Origin of the sequence: Mycolicibacterium phocaicum, assembly GCF_010731115.1 — a bacterium.
GTDB classification, from domain to species: Bacteria; Actinomycetota; Actinomycetes; order Mycobacteriales; family Mycobacteriaceae; genus Mycobacterium; species Mycobacterium phocaicum.
Genome location: NZ_AP022616.1, coordinates 5383208 through 5401038 on the forward strand (window position 1 = coordinate 5383208; position 17831 = coordinate 5401038).

Annotated in this window: 14 protein-coding genes and 1 pseudogene; 8 read left to right on the plus strand and 7 right to left on the minus strand. The window is 67.4% G+C overall.

The annotated features are described in order from the left end of the window. Positions 1-50: 50 nt before the first annotated feature. From G6N46_RS25930 to G6N46_RS25940, 3 genes are read right to left on the minus strand one after another with little or no spacing between them, the layout of a single operon-like run. Positions 51-707 (minus strand): MadR family response regulator transcription factor, encoded by a 657-nt coding sequence (locus tag G6N46_RS25930; protein ID WP_138250212.1) that lies wholly within the window; start codon positions 705-707, stop codon positions 51-53. Beyond that, positions 704-2086, minus strand: a complete 1383-nt coding sequence (locus G6N46_RS25935; protein ID WP_163693029.1) for a MadS family sensor histidine kinase — start codon at positions 2084-2086, stop codon at positions 704-706. Before G6N46_RS25935 ends, G6N46_RS25930 begins: the two co-directional genes overlap by 4 nt. After that, positions 2083-3279 (minus strand): iron-containing alcohol dehydrogenase, encoded by a 1197-nt coding sequence (locus tag G6N46_RS25940; RefSeq protein ID WP_061007035.1) that lies wholly within the window; start codon positions 3277-3279, stop codon positions 2083-2085. Before G6N46_RS25940 ends, G6N46_RS25935 begins: the two co-directional genes overlap by 4 nt. 244 nt (positions 3280-3523) lie before the next feature. Here G6N46_RS25940 and G6N46_RS25945 point away from each other — a divergent pair, with 244 nt between their 5' ends. The 3 genes from G6N46_RS25945 (at position 3524) to G6N46_RS25955 (ending at position 5920) form a co-directional block, all read left to right on the plus strand. After that, positions 3524-3901 carry a DUF2784 domain-containing protein gene (locus G6N46_RS25945; protein ID WP_138250211.1) on the plus strand — a complete coding sequence of 126 codons (378 nt, stop codon included), beginning with the start codon at positions 3524-3526 and terminating at the stop codon, positions 3899-3901. 52 nt (positions 3902-3953) lie between these two features. Then, positions 3954-4595, plus strand: coding sequence for a DUF998 domain-containing protein (locus G6N46_RS25950; RefSeq protein WP_234880743.1), 642 nt, complete (start codon positions 3954-3956; stop codon positions 4593-4595). An 83-nt stretch (positions 4596-4678) separates the two neighbouring features. Then, positions 4679-5920, plus strand: a complete 1242-nt coding sequence (locus G6N46_RS25955; protein ID WP_138250209.1) for a GNAT family N-acetyltransferase — start codon at positions 4679-4681, stop codon at positions 5918-5920. Positions 5921-5973: 53 nt separating this feature from the next. Here G6N46_RS25955 and G6N46_RS25960 read toward each other — a convergent pair whose 3' ends face one another. Beyond that, positions 5974-6396, minus strand: coding sequence for a BlaI/MecI/CopY family transcriptional regulator (locus tag G6N46_RS25960; protein ID WP_138250208.1), 423 nt, complete (start codon positions 6394-6396; stop codon positions 5974-5976). A gap of 30 nt (positions 6397-6426) precedes the next feature. Then, a pseudogene (locus G6N46_RS25965) lies at positions 6427-7324 on the minus strand (IS5 family transposase). 126 nt (positions 7325-7450) lie between these two features. Between G6N46_RS25965 and G6N46_RS25970 the strand changes: the two are divergent. From G6N46_RS25970 to G6N46_RS25980, 3 genes are all read left to right on the plus strand, one after another. Next, positions 7451-10750: an error-prone DNA polymerase gene (locus G6N46_RS25970; protein WP_138250197.1), complete on the plus strand. Its 3300-nt coding sequence runs from the start codon at positions 7451-7453 to the stop codon at positions 10748-10750. 354 nt (positions 10751-11104) lie between these two features. Then, positions 11105-12658 (plus strand): succinic semialdehyde dehydrogenase, encoded by a 1554-nt coding sequence (locus tag G6N46_RS25975; RefSeq protein WP_138250196.1) that lies wholly within the window; start codon positions 11105-11107, stop codon positions 12656-12658. A gap of 56 nt (positions 12659-12714) precedes the next feature. Next, positions 12715-13356: a nitroreductase family protein gene (locus G6N46_RS25980; RefSeq protein WP_138250195.1), complete on the plus strand. Its 642-nt coding sequence runs from the start codon at positions 12715-12717 to the stop codon at positions 13354-13356. 10 nt (positions 13357-13366) lie between these two features. Here G6N46_RS25980 and G6N46_RS25985 read toward each other — a convergent pair whose 3' ends face one another. Both G6N46_RS25985 and G6N46_RS25990 read right to left on the minus strand, forming a co-directional pair. Beyond that, positions 13367-13834 (minus strand): tRNA (cytidine(34)-2'-O)-methyltransferase, encoded by a 468-nt coding sequence (locus G6N46_RS25985; RefSeq protein ID WP_174814091.1) that lies wholly within the window; start codon positions 13832-13834, stop codon positions 13367-13369. A gap of 42 nt (positions 13835-13876) precedes the next feature. Continuing rightward, positions 13877-14500: a TetR/AcrR family transcriptional regulator gene (locus G6N46_RS25990; protein ID WP_138250194.1), complete on the minus strand. Its 624-nt coding sequence runs from the start codon at positions 14498-14500 to the stop codon at positions 13877-13879. Between the two features lie 243 nt (positions 14501-14743). Between G6N46_RS25990 and G6N46_RS25995 the strand changes: the two genes are divergently transcribed. Both G6N46_RS25995 and G6N46_RS26000 read left to right on the plus strand, forming a co-directional pair. Then, positions 14744-17425, plus strand: coding sequence for a sensor histidine kinase (locus G6N46_RS25995; protein ID WP_179967699.1), 2682 nt, complete (start codon positions 14744-14746; stop codon positions 17423-17425). Continuing rightward, positions 17425-17823, plus strand: coding sequence for a roadblock/LC7 domain-containing protein (locus tag G6N46_RS26000; protein WP_061001428.1), 399 nt, complete (start codon positions 17425-17427; stop codon positions 17821-17823). Before G6N46_RS25995 ends, G6N46_RS26000 begins: the two co-directional genes overlap by 1 nt. Positions 17824-17831: the final 8 nt, after the last annotated feature.

Genomic DNA, 17831 nt, shown 5'->3' on the forward strand with positions numbered 1-17831 from the left:
ACATAGCACAAGCCCGCACAGCTGATCTAGGCCGACGAATTATCGCCGGCCTAGATCAGTCCGCGTTTACTGGCCGCGTACACGGCCTCGGCGCGGCGGCTGACGTCGAGCTTGCGCATGATGTTGCTGACGTGGAACTTGGCGGTGGTCGCCGAGATGTACAGCTGCTCACCGATCTTGTGGTTGGACAGGCCCGCAGCGAGCAGCCGCAACACTTCGATCTCGCGGTCGGTGAGCTTGTCGCGTTGATCCCCGCGTCCGCTGAGTGAGCGGACCACCGCGGCCGCGCTGCGCGAGTCGAATGCGCTCTGCCCGGCCGAGATGGCCCGGATCGCCCGCACCAGTTCTGTGGTGTCGACGTCCTTGACCACGTAGCCGCGCGCTCCGGCATGCACCGCACGCACCACGAGGTCCTCATCGAGGAATGTGGTCAGCACGAGCAGACCGAGGTCCGGGTAGGCACCAGAAAGCTTGGTGCACAAGGACAGTCCCTCGAAATCCGAACCCGCTGACAGTTTGAGATCGACCAGCACCACATCGGGTAGCGTCGCCGCGACCATGGCCACGGCTTCGGGCTCGCTGGAGGCCTCACCCACGACCACGAGATCGTCCTCGCGTTCCAGTAATGACCGCAGTCCCTGGCGGAGGATCGCGTGGTCGTCCACCAGCGCAAGGCGGATGGTCCCGGTGCTGGTGTCGACGGTCATGGCACGACTCCTTCGCGCGGAGCTTCTTCTGGGTCCCGTGGGATGGTGGCGACAACCCGCACGCCGCCGATGCGAGAGCGGCCGACGGTGAAGGTGCCGCCGTATTCGCGGCACCGCGCCAGCATGTTCGCCAGCCCGCGGTGGTGCCCGTCGAGGTCCGCGACATCGGCCAGCTGGAGCCTGAGCCGGAGTTTGTCCGGGTCGCCGATGCCGTCGTCGGACACCGACAGGGTGACCCCGGCGGCGCGGTAGCTCAAGCGCACGATGGCCCGCGAGGCGCGGCCGTGCATCGCAGTGTTGAACAGTGCCTCACCGGCGATCCGAAGCAGGCTCCGCTCGACGGCGCTGGGTAGTTCGGCGACATCGCCGTCGACTCGCAGTGTCACCCGCAGGTCTTTCGGCATGTGCACGGTGGCGAGCTGTTCGAGGAGCTCGGGGAGGCTGGACCGGTCGGCATCGGAGGAGTGGTTGAGCGCGTAGATGGCCGACCGCAGTTGGTCGATAGCCGATCGGGTCAACGCTTTGGCAGTGTCCAGTCGCTCGGCCAGACCTGCTGGACCCGAACGTGATTCGACCTCGCTGCGGCACACCTCGATCTGCATGCCCGCCGACAGGACGGTCTGCGTGACGCTGTCGTGCAGCTCGCGTGCGATGCGGTGCCGCTCGGAGTCCAGCACCTGATGGCGTTGTGCCGCACCGAGTTCGCGCTGCGTCGCCAGCAGCTGCGCATTGCGGGCCTCGGATTGGGCCAGCAGTGTTTGCGAGCGCTGGAACAGTTCACAGTTCTGCAGCGCGACCGCGGTCTGGCTGGCCAGGATTCGCATCACCGCCTCGTCGATACCGTCGAGCAACCGGTGCGGAGGCGTCCATGCCGCGAACGCCCCGACGACCCCGCCGTCGAGTTCGATCGGCACGTGCGAATGGTGGCTTTCGATGACGGGTACCCGGAACTGGGCAAGCTGACCGCGCAGGACGTCGTTGAGTCGGTTCAGGACCGCGTCCGGTAGGTGCGGTACCGGATGTTTGGTACCCGACAGGCCCTCGAACGAGTACGCGTGCCCGTCGGCGTCGAGGATGAGGTGACGTGGCCGCGCCTCCGGCAGGGCGCCGTCGGCCAGCGCCAACAGCACCCATTCGGCACCGAGATGGGTGCGGGCTGCCTCGGCGACGGCCCGCACCAGATTCTCGGGGCCGTTGACGGTCTGCACCAGAGCGCGCGAGATGGCGTCGAGGGCGGCAACCACCCGTTCGGTGCGTTGCGCGGCTACCCGGAACTCGGGATAGAACGTGCCTTTACCGGACCGCACGCCCGTGAGCTGGTCCAGATCCGGCACGGCCGCGCGTCGCGGCACCACCGGGTTGCCGGGCAGGGTCGTCATAGCGCAGCCCGGAACAGCGCGCGCAGCTGCGCATCGTCGATGGGGCGCGGGTTGGTGGTCAGGCAGGCGTCCTGAAGGGCGTTGTGCGCCAACACCGGAACGTCGGCGTCGCGTACTCCGAGCTCTGCCAGCCCGCGCGGCACGCCGACCTGGCGGGCCAGCTCTTGGAGTCGGTCGGCAAGTGCCAGTGCCGATTCCAGCTCCGGAGCGCGCTTGTCGGCGATTCCGAGGCAGGTGGCGATGGTGGCGAAGGGAGCCGGGTCGGCCTCGGCGTTGAACCGCACCACGTGGGGGAGCAGCACGCCGTTGATGACGCCATGCGGCAGATCGAGGAGCCCGCCGACCTGATGGCTCATGGCGTGCGCGGCGCCCAGGATGGCGTTGGTGAACGCGAGGCCGGCCTCCAACGCGGCCTGGGCCATCAGCACCCGCGCCGGCATGTCCTGTGGCCGCTCGATGGTGGTGACCAGGTTTTCGGTGACCATCACGACCGACCGCAGTGCGTGGTGGTCGGTCAGCTGGTTGTGCCCGAGCGACACGAACGCCTCGATGCCGTGCGTCAGCGCGTCCAGACCCGTTGCCGCATTGAGCCATTCGGGCATGGTGGTCAGTAGTCGGGGGTCGATGACCGTGATGTCGGGGACCAGGGCACGGCCCAAGATGGTGATCTTGGTGTTGTGGGTCGTATCGGTGACGATGCAGAACTGAGAGACGTCGGCGCCGGTGCCCGACGTGGACGGCAGCACCACCAGGGGCGGAATCGGCGCGGTCGCCTTGTCGACGCCGGCGTAGTCGAGGATGTGGCCGCCGTTGGCCGCCAGGATCGCGATGCCCTTGGCCGCGTCGATCACCGAGCCGCCGCCCAACGCGATGAGCACATCGCAGCCGTGCGAGCGGTAGAACTCGTGGCCGGCGGTTACCTCGTGGTCCTTGGGGTTCGGGGTCAGGGCGCTCCACACGTGTGCCTCGACGCACTGGGCACGTAGATGCCCGACCAGCTCGGCCACCCAGCCGGCCTCGATCAGCCCCGGATCGGTGACGAGCATGGGCCGCAGCCCGCCCAGGCGGACGGCGGCGTGCGCAGCCTCCGCCATCGAGTCGATGCCGAACACGATCTCGGGGGCGTGGAACTTCAACAGCCGCGTCGGCACAGCCGTCGCCGCCGTCGTGGCCGCGATCTGCGCGGGCGCCATCACACCGAGTCTCACCAGACCCATCCCTCATCCTGTGATCCAGGTAACACGCCCAGCCTACGGTGTGCCGCCACCGGGACCAATGTGCGCATGGACAGGTCGCTACCTACCCGATCGGGTAGGTAGCGCGCACATCGGCCGCGGACGCCCGCTCCGTTGAGCGGGGTGCGCGGTGTCGGTTTGCCGGTTCCAACCCCGGGTATCCACGTCCCAGCAGCTACGCCAGTTCGAAGAGGCCGGGACGATGCCGTATTCCGCGATCGCAGTAGCGGCGGTTGCCGCACACTTCGCCTTTCTCGGCTACCTCATCGGCGGCGGGTTCCTGGCATGGCGGTGGCCCGTCACGATCTGGGCGCACGCGCTCATCGTCGGCTGGACCGTCATCATTCTCACCGGAGTCGTCGAATGTCCGCTGACCACGATCGAGCGGTGGGCCCGCGACGGCGCGGGCATGTCACCGCTGCCGCGCGCCGGCTTCATCGACCACCACGTCGCGGGGGTGCTGTATCCGCACGGATGGGGGTCTGCGGCCGAAATCATCGTGGTCGCAGTGGTTTTGGTGTCATGGCTCGGGCGGTGGCGCCGGTACAACCGAGTGCCGAGTCGTTCTCATGGTGATTGAGCAAGGCTGCCGGACGGCTGGGTGGACATTGGTGACCGCCGCGGCGGCGCCAATGGTGTTGGTGGGGGCCGCGATTCTTGCCAGGGCCGTCCTCACGACGAGTTATGACTCGTGGTCGGAAACGTTGAGCGTTCTGGCGGGACGAGGCAGTGGCCAAGGGATCATGACGGCCGGGTTCGTGTTGAGTGCGGCCTGCCAGATCGCAACCGCGATGGGACTGCGCGTGGTGCGACTGTCCGCCCGCATCGCACTGGCGATTGCCGGGTGCTGCGGGCTTGCCGTCGCTGCCTTTCCGGTCACGGTGAGCGCCAACGAAAGTACCCATCTGCTGGCGGCCGGGGGTGGCCTCATCGCGTTGGCGCTGGTGCCAATTCTGGGTATGAGCAGCGCGGCGACAACCCCGCTGGTGTGTCGTCCGCGCTGCGCGCTGACCGCGACGCTGGTGCTGTGCGCGCTGGTGCTGTGGGTCTACTACGAGGCCAGGCACGGCGTCTTTCTCGGCTTGGCTGAACGACTCACCGCGGTGACTGAACTGGCGTGGCCCCTGGTCGTCGTGGTGTTTGCCAGACGTGCCGAGCACGCAATCAACGGGCCGCTGCCCGCAGTGGCCAACTACGTGCCGGTGACGCCTGACAGCGCACTGCGCCGAACGCGAATGACGCTCAGCGAGAGGGCATCTGCTCCGGCCGCTTGACCGAAGTGGTTGGTGGTCTTGCCTTTCTCCTGTCCCGGAATAATCGGATGACTCTCGCGGCGGCGCGTGATATCCGTTGGTATATGACTGATTTGACGCTGCGCGCTGTCAGCGATGGTGATGACTACGATTCGTTCGCAGCCTCGTCGTACGAGGTGTTCCTACAGGATCCGCGGCAGGACGAGATCGACCTGACGCGTGCCTTCACCGAGTACGACCGCATGTTCGGCTTCCATGACGGCACCCACTGGGTCGCCACCGCAGGAGCTTTCAGCAAGCAGGTGGTGCTGCCTGGCGGTGGCACTACACCAGTGGCGGCCGTCACCGCCGTCACGGTGTCACCCAGCCATCGGCGCCGTGGCCTGCTCACAGCGATGATGCGCCACCAACTCGAGGACATCCGAGCGCGTGGCACCGAGGCGCTGGCCATGCTGTACGCATCCGAGTCCGCCATTTACGGGCGCTTCGGCTACGGGATGGCAGTACCGATCGCGGAGCTGTCGGGACAGGTCCGGGAACTGAACTTCCGCCCGGACGTCCAACTCGGAGACGGTTCGGTGACCCACGTCGATGCCGACACCTTGCTGGCCAGTGCGCCCGAGATTCATCAGCGGGCCGTGGTGCAGCGGCCGGGTTTGATGGAGCGGCCGGGGCCGTGGTGGGACCACTGGATCCACGACAGCGAGGAAAGGCGTAAGGAAGCCAGCAAGATTCGCTTCCTCCTGCACCGCGAAGCCGATGGCACCGCGAGCGGATTCGCCATCTACCGGCCCAAGAACAGTTGGACGGACCGCGGTCAGCCCAACAGTGAACTTCAGATTCAAGAAGTCCTGGCCGCCAATCATCAGGCGTACGCACGGCTTTGGCGCTATCTCCTGGATATGGATTTGGTCAGGACCGTCGAATACGACGGTGCTGCCGTCGATGAGCCGCTTCTCAGCCTGGTGGCCGACCGGCGTGCGCTGGCGTGCCAAGTGCGGGACGGCATCTACGTACGTCTGGTCGATGTGCCTGGTGCACTGGGTCTGCGCCGCTACGCCGCTCCGGTCGATATCGTGCTGGACGTCACCGATGAGTTCTGCCCATGGAATACCGGCCGGTGGCAGCTGCGTGGCGGACCTGATGGAGCCGAATGCGAAAGCACCACGGCGCCGGCGGATATCGCCATGTCGGTACGCGATCTCGGCGCCGTATACCTCGGCGGGGTGAGTCTGCAGGCGCTGGCGAGCGCAGGGTTCGTTCGTGAGCTCACCCGTGGTTCGGTGCACCGCGCCGCTGTCACATTCGGCTGGCCCGTCGCGCCAGGTGTGCCCGACGATTTCTAGTCGCAACGGGCGCCCAGCAAGGCGCGGCGTCTGGGTAAGCGAACGAATTCACGCTAGGCGCTGAGTCGGGGTGTCAAACTCCCAGCGGAGCGGCTGGTTCCGGATCGATGTACTGCGGCGAGTGCCTGCCGCAGTACATCGACCTCGTCAGCCCCGACCTGCGTGACGAAGTGGACCAGGGCCGCATGCCGGTCACTCTGCTCGGCGGCTTGTCCGAGCGCGTCGACCATGAGGCCGGCCACCAGCTGATCACGGCTGCGCGACGCGACGTAACGGTGTGCCCGATCATCGCGGAGCTGGCGGACCACGCCCTTGCCGGCGAGTCTGCGGAGCACCGTCATAACGGTGGTGTACGCGAGTTTGCGTTCGGCGCAGATGGCGTGATGGACCTCGCGAACGGTCTGCGGCCCGTCCGCGTCCCAGAGGTGATCCATCACCTCGCGTTCCAGATTGCCCAAGTGCCTCAGCATGGCCATCGTCCGTCCCTCTCTGGCGCCCTTGGGGATCTAGGGCGTGTCTGATAATTGGGGAAGCCAAAGCGTGACGGCGCGTAGGACCGCTGCTGCGCGGTAGACGACAGCGAGTTTGTCGTAGCGGGTGGCCAACCCGCGCCATTGCTTGACCTGGTTGAAGTTTCGTTCGACGACGTTGCGGCCTTTGTAATCGGCGGCATCGAATGCTGGTGGTCGTCCACCGGCTGCACCGCGTCGCTTCCGGTTGGCAATCTGATCGGCGGGCTCGGGTATCGCCGCGCCGATTCGTCGACGCCGCAACAACATCCGGGTCGCACGACTGGAATATGCCTTATCGCCACGAACCCGGTCAGGCCGTGTCCGTGCTCGACCGCCGCCGCTGCGGCCGACTTTCAAGTGAGCGAGCAAATGCTCAAACACCGGGCCATCGTGGGCTTGCCCAGCCCCGACGAGCACCACCAACGGCCGTCCGTGGCCGTCGACAAGGTGATGAATCTTGCTGGTCAACCCGCCGCGGGAACGCCCAATGCCATGGTCAGGCGGCTCGATCAGCAGATTCTTGTAATTCGACCCAGCCCCCTGTGTCGCGGGTGATGTTCGTGGCGTGTTGATGAGCCCGTGCGATGGTGGAGTCGACCGACACCGCCCAGTCGATCATCCCGGCCGCATCAGCAGAGGTCAGCAACCGGGCGAGCACGCTATCCCAGGTGCCGTCAGCGCTCATCCGCCGATGCCAGGTCCAGATGCTCTGCCACGGGCCGAACACCTCGGGCACGTCCCGCCAGGCGATCCCACAGCGATACCGATAAATGATGCCTTCGACCATCGAACGAGCATCACCAAAAGGCCTACCCCGCTTACCCGTTCGAACAGGAAGCAAATCGGCAATCAGATCCCACTGGGCATCGGACAACAGCTGAAACCGCGACATGCCTTAAGTCTCAGACACCACACCCGAAACAATTGTCAGACACGCCCTAGTCGGATGGGAGCCGCCCGAGTTCCCGCAGATCCGGCAGACCTGGCGTTCGAACAAAGTTTCGAATACGCTGATGTGGTGGGTTGGCACAACGGGCCGCCGAGCTGGGCGGAGATGCAGCGGGTGCTCGAGGGTAAACCTCGGGTGGCCGGTGCTTCCCCCGAGTCGCCGGCCGACGGCGGTGACAGCCCGGCGTGGTCGCGTAAGCGCGGTGACTATCGCCCGGTCAACCGTCCGGCGCGGCCGGGAACGTCGGTGCCGTATGCCGAGCTGCACGCCCATTCCGCGTACAGCTTCCTCGACGGCGCCAGCACCCCGGAGGAGCTGGTGGAGGAGGCCGTCCGGCTGGATCTGCGGGCCATCGCCCTGACCGATCACGACGGGCTCTACGGTGTCGTGCGTTTCGCCGAGGCCGCCAAAGAACTCGACATGGCGACGGTTTTCGGCGCCGAACTGTCGCTCAGCAACACTCCGCGCACCGAGTTGCCCGACCCGCCCGGGCCGCATCTGCTGGTGCTGGCCCGCGGGCCTGAGGGGTATCGGCGGCTGTCGCGGGAACTGGCCCGGGCGCATCTGGCCGGCGGCGAGAAAGGGGTGCTGAGTTACGACCTGGACACCCTCACCGAGGCCGCGGGCGGCCACTGGCAGATCCTCACCGGTTGCCGTAAAGGCCATGTGCGCCAGGCCTTGTCGTCAGGTGGTACGGAAGCGGCGGACAAGGCGCTGGCCGGCCTGGTGGACAGGTTCGGCGCGGACCGGGTGACCATCGAACTGACACACCACGGACATCCGCTCGACGACGAACGCAATGCGACGCTGGCGGCTCTGGCGCCGCGGTTCGGTCTCGGCGTCGCCGCCACCACCGCCGCGCATTTCGCCGCGCCGTCGCGAGGGAAACTGGCGATGGCGATGGGCGCCATCCGGGCCCGCAATTCGATGGATGAGGCCGAAGGCTGGCTGGCCCCGCTGGGCGGGTCGCACCTGCGGTCCGGGGCGGAGATGGCCCGGCTGTTCGCCCACCACCCGGGTGCGGTGACGAACGCTGCCGAACTGGGGGAGCAGTGTGCGTTCGAATTGCGTTTGATCGCACCGAAATTGCCGCCGTTCGACGTGCCGGAAGGGCATACCGAGATCAGTTGGCTGCGTGAGCTGGTGGCGGAGGGGGCAGCCCGTCGCTACGGCTGGAAACCGGACGCGGACCGGGAGAAGGCGTACCGGCAGATCGAGCACGAGCTCAAAATCATTGAGCAGCTGGAGTTTCCGGGCTACTTCCTGGTGGTGCACAGCATCACCGAGTTCTGCCGGAACAACGACATCCTGTGTCAGGGCCGGGGCTCGGCCGCCAACTCTGCGGTCTGTTACGCACTGGGGATCACGAATGTCGACCCGGTGGCCAACGAGCTGCTGTTCGAGCGGTTCCTGTCCCCGGCGCGCGACGGCCCGCCGGACATCGACATCGACATCGAATCGGACCTGCGCGAGAACGTCATCCAGTTCGTCTACGAGAAGTACGGCCGGGACTACGCCGCGCAGGTGGCCAACGTCATCACCTACCGCGGGCGTAGCGCGGTGCGGGACATGGCCCGGGCCCTGGGGTTCTCGCAGGGGCAGCAGGATGCGTGGAGCAAGCAGATCAGCCGGTGGAACGGACTGGCCGACTCCCCGGACGTCGAGGAGATCCCCGAGGCGGTGATCGATCTGGCGCTGCAGATCAGGAATCTGCCGCGGCACATGGGAATTCACTCCGGCGGCATGGTGATCTGCGACCGGCCCATCGCCGACGTGTGTCCGGTGGAGTGGGCGCGGATGGAGAACCGCAGTGTGCTGCAGTGGGACAAAGACGACTGTGCGGCAATCGGTTTGGTGAAGTTCGATCTGCTCGGGCTGGGCATGCTCTCGGCCCTGCACTACATGATCGACCTGGCCCGGGAGCACATGGGCATCGAGGTGGATCTGGCCAAACTGGATCTGACCGAGCCCGCGGTGTACGAGATGCTGCAGCGCGCCGACTCGGTCGGGGTGTTCCAGGTCGAGTCCCGGGCCCAGATGGCCACGTTGCCGCGCCTGAAACCCAAGAAGTTCTACGACCTGGTGGTCGAGGTGGCGCTGATCCGGCCCGGCCCGATCCAGGGCGGCTCGGTGCATCCGTACATCCGGCGGCACAACGGACTGGAGGCCGCGATCTGCGAACACGAGTCGATGAAGCCCGCGTTGGACCGGACCCTGGGCGTGCCGCTGTTCCAGGAACAGCTGATGCAGCTGGCCGTCGACTGTGCCGGGTTCACCCCGGCCGAGGCTGATCAGCTGCGGCGGGCCATGGGGTCCAAACGCTCCACCGAACGGATGCGGCAGCTGCGCGGACGGTTCTACGACGGCATGCGGGAACTGCACGGCATCACCGGGCCGACCGCCGAGCGGATCTACGAAAAGCTCGAAGCCTTCGCCAATTTCGGCTTTCCGGAGAGTCATGCGCTGAGCTTCGCGTCGCTGGTGTTCTCCTCGTCGTGGTTCAAGCTGCACCACCCCGCGGTGTTCTGTGCGGCATTGCTGCGGGCTCAGCCGATGGGCTTCTACTCGCCGCAGTCGCTGGTGGCCGACGCCCGCCGACACGGGGTGCTGGTGCACGGGCCGGATGTGAACGCCAGCCTGGCGTACGCGACGTGCGAGAACCGCGGCACCGAGGTGCGGCTGGGGCTGGGGACGGTCCGGCATATCGGGGACGAGTTGGCCCAGCGCATCGTCGACGAACGAAATGCCAACGGGCCGTTTGCTTCTCTGCTCGATCTGACCGGGCGGGTGCAGCTGTCGGTACCCCAGGCCGAGGCGCTGGCGACGGCAGGCGCACTGGGGTGTTTCGGCATCACCAGGCGCGAGGGGTTGTGGGCGGCCGGAGCGGCGGCCGCGGAGCGCCCCGACCGGTTGCCTGGCGTCGGGTCGGCCGGCGGCATACCGGCGCTGCCCGGCATGACCGAACTGGAACTGGCGGCCGCCGATGTGTGGGCCACGGGTATCTCGCCGGACAGCTACCCGACGCAATTCCTGCGGGAAGGCCTCGACGCGCTGGAGGTGGTGCCGGCCAACCGGCTGTTGGAGGTGCCCGACGGCACCCGCATCGTGGTGGCCGGCGCGGTGACGCACCGGCAACGTCCGGCCACCGCGCAGGGGGTGACGTTCATCAACCTCGAGGACGAGACCGGCATGGTCAACGTGCTGTGTGCACCGGGGGTGTGGGCCCGCCATCGAAAGCTGGCGCAGACCGCGCCGGCGCTGTTGGTGCGCGGCATCGTGCAGAACGCCAGTGGGGCGGTCACCGTGATCGCGGACCGGATGGGCCGGCTCGACCTGCGGGTGATGGCGAAATCCCGGGACTTTCGGTGAGAGAGATTCGGCAGGGCGGTGCGATGGCGCGGTTGAGTGTGCGTCCTCGCCGGGGTCTACTCGCACGACTGCGCCCGCGCCCACAATCATTGGTCCTGACGTGACGGCACACCGCACTCGAACAAGTGCGCCGTGGATACCGAATCAACGCGGCAGCGCGGGTATCTCGACGCCGAATCACCCCAACGGACTCTCAGGCCAGACGAAGTGGGTAATTTTGCCAATCTCATTGACATAATGCCCGATTTGTAAAAAGCTGGATCTATGGCAGCGGCACGCTGTCGAGTAGTGTTACCGAGACCGCCGGTACCGCAAAATTAACCGCGCATCCGTGATCGACTCAGGAGAGCCAGTATGCCCGCACCGTCAGCGCAGGTTTTCGACCGTCTGCGTCAACTGGCCGCCATTGAAAACATCGACGCCCGGCCGACCCGCACCATCGACGAGGTCTTCACCGGTAAGCCACTGGCCACCATCCCGGTCGCGACCGCCGAAGATGCCGAGAAGGCATTTGCCAAAGCGCGTGCCGCCCAGCGTGATTGGGTCAAGCGTCCGGTCGCCGAGCGGGCCGCGGTGATCGCGCGCTACCGCGACCTGGTTCTCGAGAACCGTGAATTCCTGATGGACCTGCTGCAGGCCGAAGCCGGCAAGGCGCGGTGGGCGGCCCAGGAAGAGATCATCGACCTGTTCGCCAACGCCGACTACTACGCCAAGGTCGCGGCCAAGCTGCTCAAGCCCCGCCGCGTCGCGCCGCTGCTGCCGGGCCTGAATCGGACCACCGTCGCCTACCAGCCCAAGGGTGTCGTCGGCGTCATCTCGCCGTGGAACTACCCGATGACGCTGACGGTCTCCGACGCCGTCCCCGCCCTGCTCGCGGGCAACGCGGTGGTGCTCAAGCCGGACAGCCAGACCCCGTACTGCGCGCTGGCCTGCGCCGAGCTGCTGTACCGCGCCGGTCTGCCGCGGGCGCTCTACGCCGTGGTGCCCGGACCGGGCTCGGTGGTCGGCACCGCGATCGCCGACAACTGTGACTACCTGATGTTCACCGGCTCCTCGGCCACCGGCAGCCACCTCGCCGAGCACGCCGGCCGCCGCCTCATCGGGTTCTCCGCCGAACTCGGCGGCAAGAACGCGATGATCGTCGCCCAGGGCGCCAACCTCGACAAGGTGGCCAAGGCCGCCACCCGTGCCTGCTTCTCGAACGCGGGCCAGCTCTGCATCTCGATCGAGCGCATCTACGTCGAACGCGACATCGCCGACGAGTTCACCCGCAAGTTCGGTGACCAGGTCCGCAAGATGCAGCTCGGCACCGCCTACGACTTCAGCGTGGACATGGGCAGCCTCATCTCCGAGGGCCAGCTCAAGACCGTCTCCGGTCACGTCGACGACGCGAAGGTCAAGGGCGCCAAGGTGATTGCCGGTGGCAACGCCCGCCCGGACATCGGCCCGCTGTTCTACGAGCCGACCGTGCTCACCGACGTCACCTCCGACATGGAGTGCGCCAACAACGAGACCTTCGGCCCGCTGGTATCGATCTACCCGGTCGCCAACGTCGACGAGGCCATCGCCAAGGCCAACGACACCGAGTACGGGCTCAACGCCAGCGTGTGGGCAGCCTCCATCGAGGAGGGGGAGCAGATCGCGTCGCGCCTGCGGTCCGGCACGGTCAACGTCGACGAGGGCTACGCCCTGGCCTGGGGTAGCCTCGGTGCGCCCATGGGCGGCATGGGTATCTCGGGCGTGGGCCGCCGGCACGGTGCCGAGGGTCTGCTGAAATACACCGAATCCCAGACCATTTCGACGTCCAAGGTGCTCAACCTCGACCCGCCGTTCGGCCTGTCGAAGTCGCTGTGGCAGAAGTCGCTGGTGCCGATCGTGCGTGCCGTGACGAAGCTGCCCCGGCACTGACGGGCACCGAGCCCGCCGCCACCAGGGTGCCGGCGGGCCGGCGGTAATGTGCGGCTATGACGCTGAACCTCACCGCTGACGAAGTGCTGACCTCGACCCGCTCGGTGCGCAAGCGACTCGACTTCGAGAAGCCCGTGCCGCGCGAGGTGATCATGGAGTGTCTCGATCTGGCGCTGCAGGCGCCAACCGGCTCCAACAACCAGGGCTGGCAGTTCGTCTTCGTCGAGGACGAGGCCAAGAAGAAGGCGCTGGCCGACATCTACCGCACCAACGGCACGCCCTACCTCGCGATGGACGCACCGCAGCGCGGCGACATGCGTGACGACCGGGCCGGCGCGGTGAAGAGCTCGGCGGAGTACCTCAACGAGAACTTCGAGAAGGCGCCGGTGCTGATGATCCCGTGCCTCGAGGGCCGGCCCGATCGCGCTGAAGCCGGGATGCAGGCGTCGTACTGGGGGTCGATCCTGCCGGCGGCGTGGAGCTTCATGCTCGCGCTGCGCTCCCGCGGATTGGGCTCGGCCTGGACGACGCTGCACCTGCTCGGCGACGGCGAGCGGAAGGCGGCCGAGCTCCTGGGCATCCCGTTCGAGCGCTACACGCAGGCCGGGCTGTTCCCGATCGCGTACACCAAGGGCACCGATTTCAAGAAGGCTCAGCGGCTGCCGGCCGAGCAGCTGGCCCACTGGGACAGCTGGTGAGCTCCAGGGGTCAGATGCCCTCGGCGAAGCCGAGCTGACGCCACGCCTCGTACACCGCGACGGCGGCGGCGTTGGACAGGTTGAGCGACCGCCGGCCCGGGATCATCGGGATCCGGACCTGCCCGGTGATGTGCGGGTCGGCGAGGGTCTCGGCGTCCAGGCCGGTGGGCTCGGGGCCGAACATCAACACGTCGTTCCCCTGGTAGGCCACGTCGGCGAACGACGAATTCGCGTGCGCGGTAAAGGCGAACACCCGTGCCGGCAGGAGTGCCTGCCACGCGGTCTGCAAATCGGGGTGCACCGTCACCGACGCCAGATCGTGGTAGTCCAGGCCCGCGCGACGCAGTTTCGGCTCGGACAGGTCGAAGCCGAGCGGCTCGACGAGATGCAGCTCGGCGCCGGTGGCTGCGACCATCCGGATCGCATTGCCGGTGTTCGGCGCGATCCGGGGTGAGTAGAACAGCACCTTCAGTGCCACCCTGCCGCCTCTCTGTCTGGGTCTAGGTGGGGCCGAAGTAGGTTACTGTGCTGCCGCTGAATCGCCGACGCCATGTGGCACCTGGTTCAGATCCGCGTGCGGTGACACCAGGGCGTCGAGTGCGGTCAGGCACAGGTCGACGGCGGCGTCCCGAGAAAAGCTCTGCAGCTCAAGCCATTCCAGTGCCACTTCGCGCACCAGCGCCAGCCACCCGGACAGCGCCACCGACACCAGATCGCGACCGGACCCCGCGAGGTCCAGCGCGTCCAGCGCGTGGTCGCGCAGCCGGGTGAGTTCGAAGGTGATCGGGCTGCGCACCGCGGGGTCGGCGGCGATGGCGCTGCGATTGGCGATCATCATCAGCGTCAGGTTCTGCTCGTAGAAGGTGAAGTGCGCGACGAGCGCGCTGCGGATCTGGGCCCGCACAGTGTCGACGGCGGTGAAGTGCGAGTCGTGGGCCAGCTTCTCGTGCGCCCGCGCCCAGAGCGCCGCGAACAGTTCCTTCTTGCTGGGGAAGTAGTGGTAGATCAATGCCCGCGAGATTCCGGCCTGCGCCGCGATGTCCTCCATCGCCACCTGCTCGAACGGCAGGACAGAGAATGCCGCCATCCCGAGATCGAGGATCTGGTCCCGACGTTGCTCGGGGGTCAGCCGGCTCCGTGCCATCTAGGCACTCTAAATCACCAATACCGCGCGCTTTTACCACACAACTGTGCAACACAAAGGTCACGAACGCTGTTCGTTGGATGTGAAGCATGGAAACGGCTGCTCATCGCTGTCATACTGCGACAGATTGCCAGGCGGATTTCCCGTGCCCGAGTGGGCTGATAATCCGGCGGGGAACACCACTATGAACCAAGCGCCTGTAACTGTTTGCGGACCGATGGCCGGCGGGAAAGCCGAGCCGCGATGACTGCTGCGCAACAGTTTTCGGCAGCCGATCAGGTCACCCGCGCGCCCGCGAAACGCCCGTCCCGCTTTGCGCCGTCGAATTGGCCGGTCGCCTGGAAAGTTTTCGCCATCGCCTTTGTGCCTTTGGCGCTGGCCGGCACGTTCGGCGGAATGCGTATCTATTCGGGCTGGACAGACGCCGCGGATTTGCGCCGCGCGGCGGACCGCGCCGAAATGGTGCCGGCCATCGAGAACTACATGGCGACGTTCGACGCCGCGATACTGGCCACGTCCACCGGCGGCGACGCGCAACAGGCGCTGAGCGCCTACGACGAGAGCAAACGACGGCTGCAGCACCGGCTGACGGAGACCGACGTCGCCACCGACGTCGGCACCGGCGTCAAAACCCTGCTCGACGGTGGCCAGGGGCTGCTCAACAAGGTCGCGTCGGGCAGCATCGGACTGCGTGAGCGCGTGACGTCGTACGCGCCGCTCCTGCTGACCGCCGAGGACACCATCACCGGTTCGGTACGCATCGACGACGAGAAGATCCGCGCCCAGACGCAGGGCCTGAGCCGGGCCGTCGGCGCCCGCGGTCAGATGATGATGCAGCAGCTGCTCGTCACCCTCGGCGGCGAACTGCCGGACAACGAACTGCGCAGCTCGATGACGACCTTGGCCGGCACGGAGCCGTCGACGTTGTTCGGTATGAGTGAAGTGCTGGGTGTCGGCTCGCCCGAGGCGCAGAAGCTGGCCCAGGAGATGGTCAAGCGGATGTCGATGATGTCCGACCCCAACGTGCCGCTCGTCAACAATCCCGACCTGAGCCAGTCGATCCAGACCACCAGCGGCATCGCCGGCAAGGTGCTCGACGGCGTGTCCGCGACCGTCGTCTCGGCGGTCGACGATCAGGCCACCGCCAAGCGCACCGAGGCCATCCGCGATTCGGCCATCGTCGGCGCCGTGATGGTGCTGGCCCTGCTCATCGTGTTGTACATGGCGCGGACACTGATCCGGCCGCTGCGGCGCCTGCGCACCAGCGCCCTCAAAGTCGCCCACGAGGACCTGGTTCGTGAGCTCGACGAGGTCCGGTCCGGCGCCGACGTGACCGTCCGCCCGCTGCCGGTGCAGAGCACCGAGGAGATCGGGCAGGTTGCGCACGCGGTCGACGAGCTGCACGAACAGGCCGTGCTGCTCGCCGGCGAGCAGGCCCGACTCCAGCTTCAGGTCAGCGACATGTTCGAGACGCTGTCGCGGCGCAGTCGGTCGCTGATCGACCAGCAGCTGACCGTCATCGATCAGCTGGAGCGTGACGAACAGGACCCGCAGCGGCTGGCCAAGCTGTTCCGGCTGGACCATCTGGCCGCGCGGATGCGACGCAACGGTGCCAACCTGCTGGTGCTGGCCGGCACCAACGTGCCGCACGAACAAGGCGAGCCGGTGCCCGTGACCGCGGTGATCAATGCCGCGGCGTCCGAGGTCGAGGACTACACCCGGGTGGCCATCGTCGCCGCCCCGGACACCGAGATCCACGGTTCGATCGCCGGCGATCTGGTGCACATGATGGCCGAGCTGCTCGACAACGCGTTGCGCTACTCGCCGCCGACGTCGGAGGTGCAGGTCTCCGCGGTGCACGCGCCCAACGGCGCGCTGGTGATCGAGGTCAGCGACGGCGGTCTGGGCATGACCGAAGCCGATCTGCGCATGGCCAACAGCCGACTGCGCTCCGGCGGCGAGGTCAACACCTACACCGCGCGGCACATGGGCCTGTTCGTGGTCGGCCGGCTGGCCACCCAGCACGGCCTGGTCGTCCGGCTGCGCGACACCGTCGAAGGCGATCCCGACTCGGGCACCACGGCCGGCATCTATGTCCCGGTCGAGTTGCAGGCCGGGCTGCCCGCCATCCCCGACTTCGGCACCTACTGGGACGGCTCGTCGACCGCGGAGACCGGCGTGACGGAATTGCCGGGCCTCGGCCCCGACACCGGCGGTTTCGCGACCTTCGGCGCCGTGGCCCAGCCCGTCGCTCAGCCCCCGGCGCCGCCCGCCCCGTCGGTGGAGCCGGCATTCGTGGAGCCCCCGGCCCGTAACGGGTTCGGCGCCGGCCCCGCCGATGCGGGCGACCTCAGCGGCGTCAACCTGCCGCAGCGCAATCCGGGCGCCAGCGGCATCGCCGGCCGCGCCGAGTCGCCCGTCGAGCGACCCGCACAAGCGCCGACCGACACATCGTCGTTCTTCGCGGCCCGGGCCCAGACTCCGAACGCGACGCCCGAGCCGGTGCGTCCGGAACCCGAGCCGGTCCGCCCCGCTGCCCAGCCCGCGCCGACGCCCCAGCCGAGCACCACCGCCGGAAGTGAGGACGCCATCTACCAGAAGATGCTCTCGGAATGGCTGATCGACGACCCCACGCAGTTGGCCAACAGCACCGATCTCGACTGGCAGACGGTGTGGGACCAGGGTTGGTCGGCGGCGGCCGCCGCGCAGGACGCGCCGGTCGTCGAGCACACCGACGCGGGCCTGCCGGTCCGTCAGCCCGGTGCGCGGTTGATCCCCGGTTCGCCCGACGAGGGTGACCACCCCGAAGCCACCGACGAGGGTGCACCGCGGCGGGATCCCGCCGCGGTACGCGCCAGCATCAGCGGACATTTCGGTGGCGTGCACGCCGGTCGGTCGCAGTCCCGGGACACGGGAGGCCGGTGATGACACGTACGACGCAGCGCGAGTCGCTGGACTGGCTGGTCACGAAATTCGCCGACGAGGTGTCGGGCGTGGCGCACGCCATCCTGGTGTCGGCCGACGGTCTGCTGATGGCCGCGAGTTCGCGGATGCCCACCGAGCGGGCCGATCAGCTCGCCGCCGTCGCCTCCGGGCTGGCCAGTCTGGCCACCGGCGCTTCGCAGCTGTTCGACGGCGGGCACGTGCTGCAGTCGGTCGTCGAGATGGAGCACGGCTATCTGCTGCTGATGCGCGTCGGCGACGGTTCGAACCTCGCGACGCTGGCGACCCGGTCGTGTGACATCGGCCAGATCGGCTACGAGATGGCGATTCTGGTCGAACGCGTCGGGACCGTCGTGCAATCCGCCCGCAGGACCCGATAGGGGACGAC

Excerpts from the sequence above, each read along its gene's own strand:
- G6N46_RS25930 (WP_138250212.1), bottom strand. The coding sequence starts at position 707 with ATGACCGTCGACACCAGCACCGGGACCATCCGCCTTGCGCTGGTGGAC.
- G6N46_RS25935 (WP_163693029.1), bottom strand. The coding sequence starts at position 2,086 with ATGACGACCCTGCCCGGCAACCCGGTGGTGCCGCGACGCGCGGCCGTG.
- G6N46_RS25940 (WP_061007035.1), bottom strand. The coding sequence starts at position 3,279 with ATGGCGCCCGCGCAGATCGCGGCCACGACGGCGGCGACGGCTGTGCCG.
- G6N46_RS25945 (WP_138250211.1), top strand. The coding sequence starts at position 3,524 with ATGCCGTATTCCGCGATCGCAGTAGCGGCGGTTGCCGCACACTTCGCC.
- G6N46_RS25950 (WP_234880743.1), top strand. The coding sequence starts at position 3,954 with ATGGTGTTGGTGGGGGCCGCGATTCTTGCCAGGGCCGTCCTCACGACG.
- G6N46_RS25955 (WP_138250209.1), top strand. The coding sequence starts at position 4,679 with ATGACTGATTTGACGCTGCGCGCTGTCAGCGATGGTGATGACTACGAT.
- G6N46_RS25960 (WP_138250208.1), bottom strand. The coding sequence starts at position 6,396 with ATGGCCATGCTGAGGCACTTGGGCAATCTGGAACGCGAGGTGATGGAT.
- G6N46_RS25975 (WP_138250196.1), top strand. The coding sequence starts at position 11,105 with ATGCCCGCACCGTCAGCGCAGGTTTTCGACCGTCTGCGTCAACTGGCC.
- G6N46_RS25980 (WP_138250195.1), top strand. The coding sequence starts at position 12,715 with ATGACGCTGAACCTCACCGCTGACGAAGTGCTGACCTCGACCCGCTCG.
- G6N46_RS25990 (WP_138250194.1), bottom strand. The coding sequence starts at position 14,500 with ATGGCACGGAGCCGGCTGACCCCCGAGCAACGTCGGGACCAGATCCTC.
- G6N46_RS25995 (WP_179967699.1), top strand. The coding sequence starts at position 14,744 with ATGACTGCTGCGCAACAGTTTTCGGCAGCCGATCAGGTCACCCGCGCG.
- G6N46_RS26000 (WP_061001428.1), top strand. The coding sequence starts at position 17,425 with ATGACACGTACGACGCAGCGCGAGTCGCTGGACTGGCTGGTCACGAAA.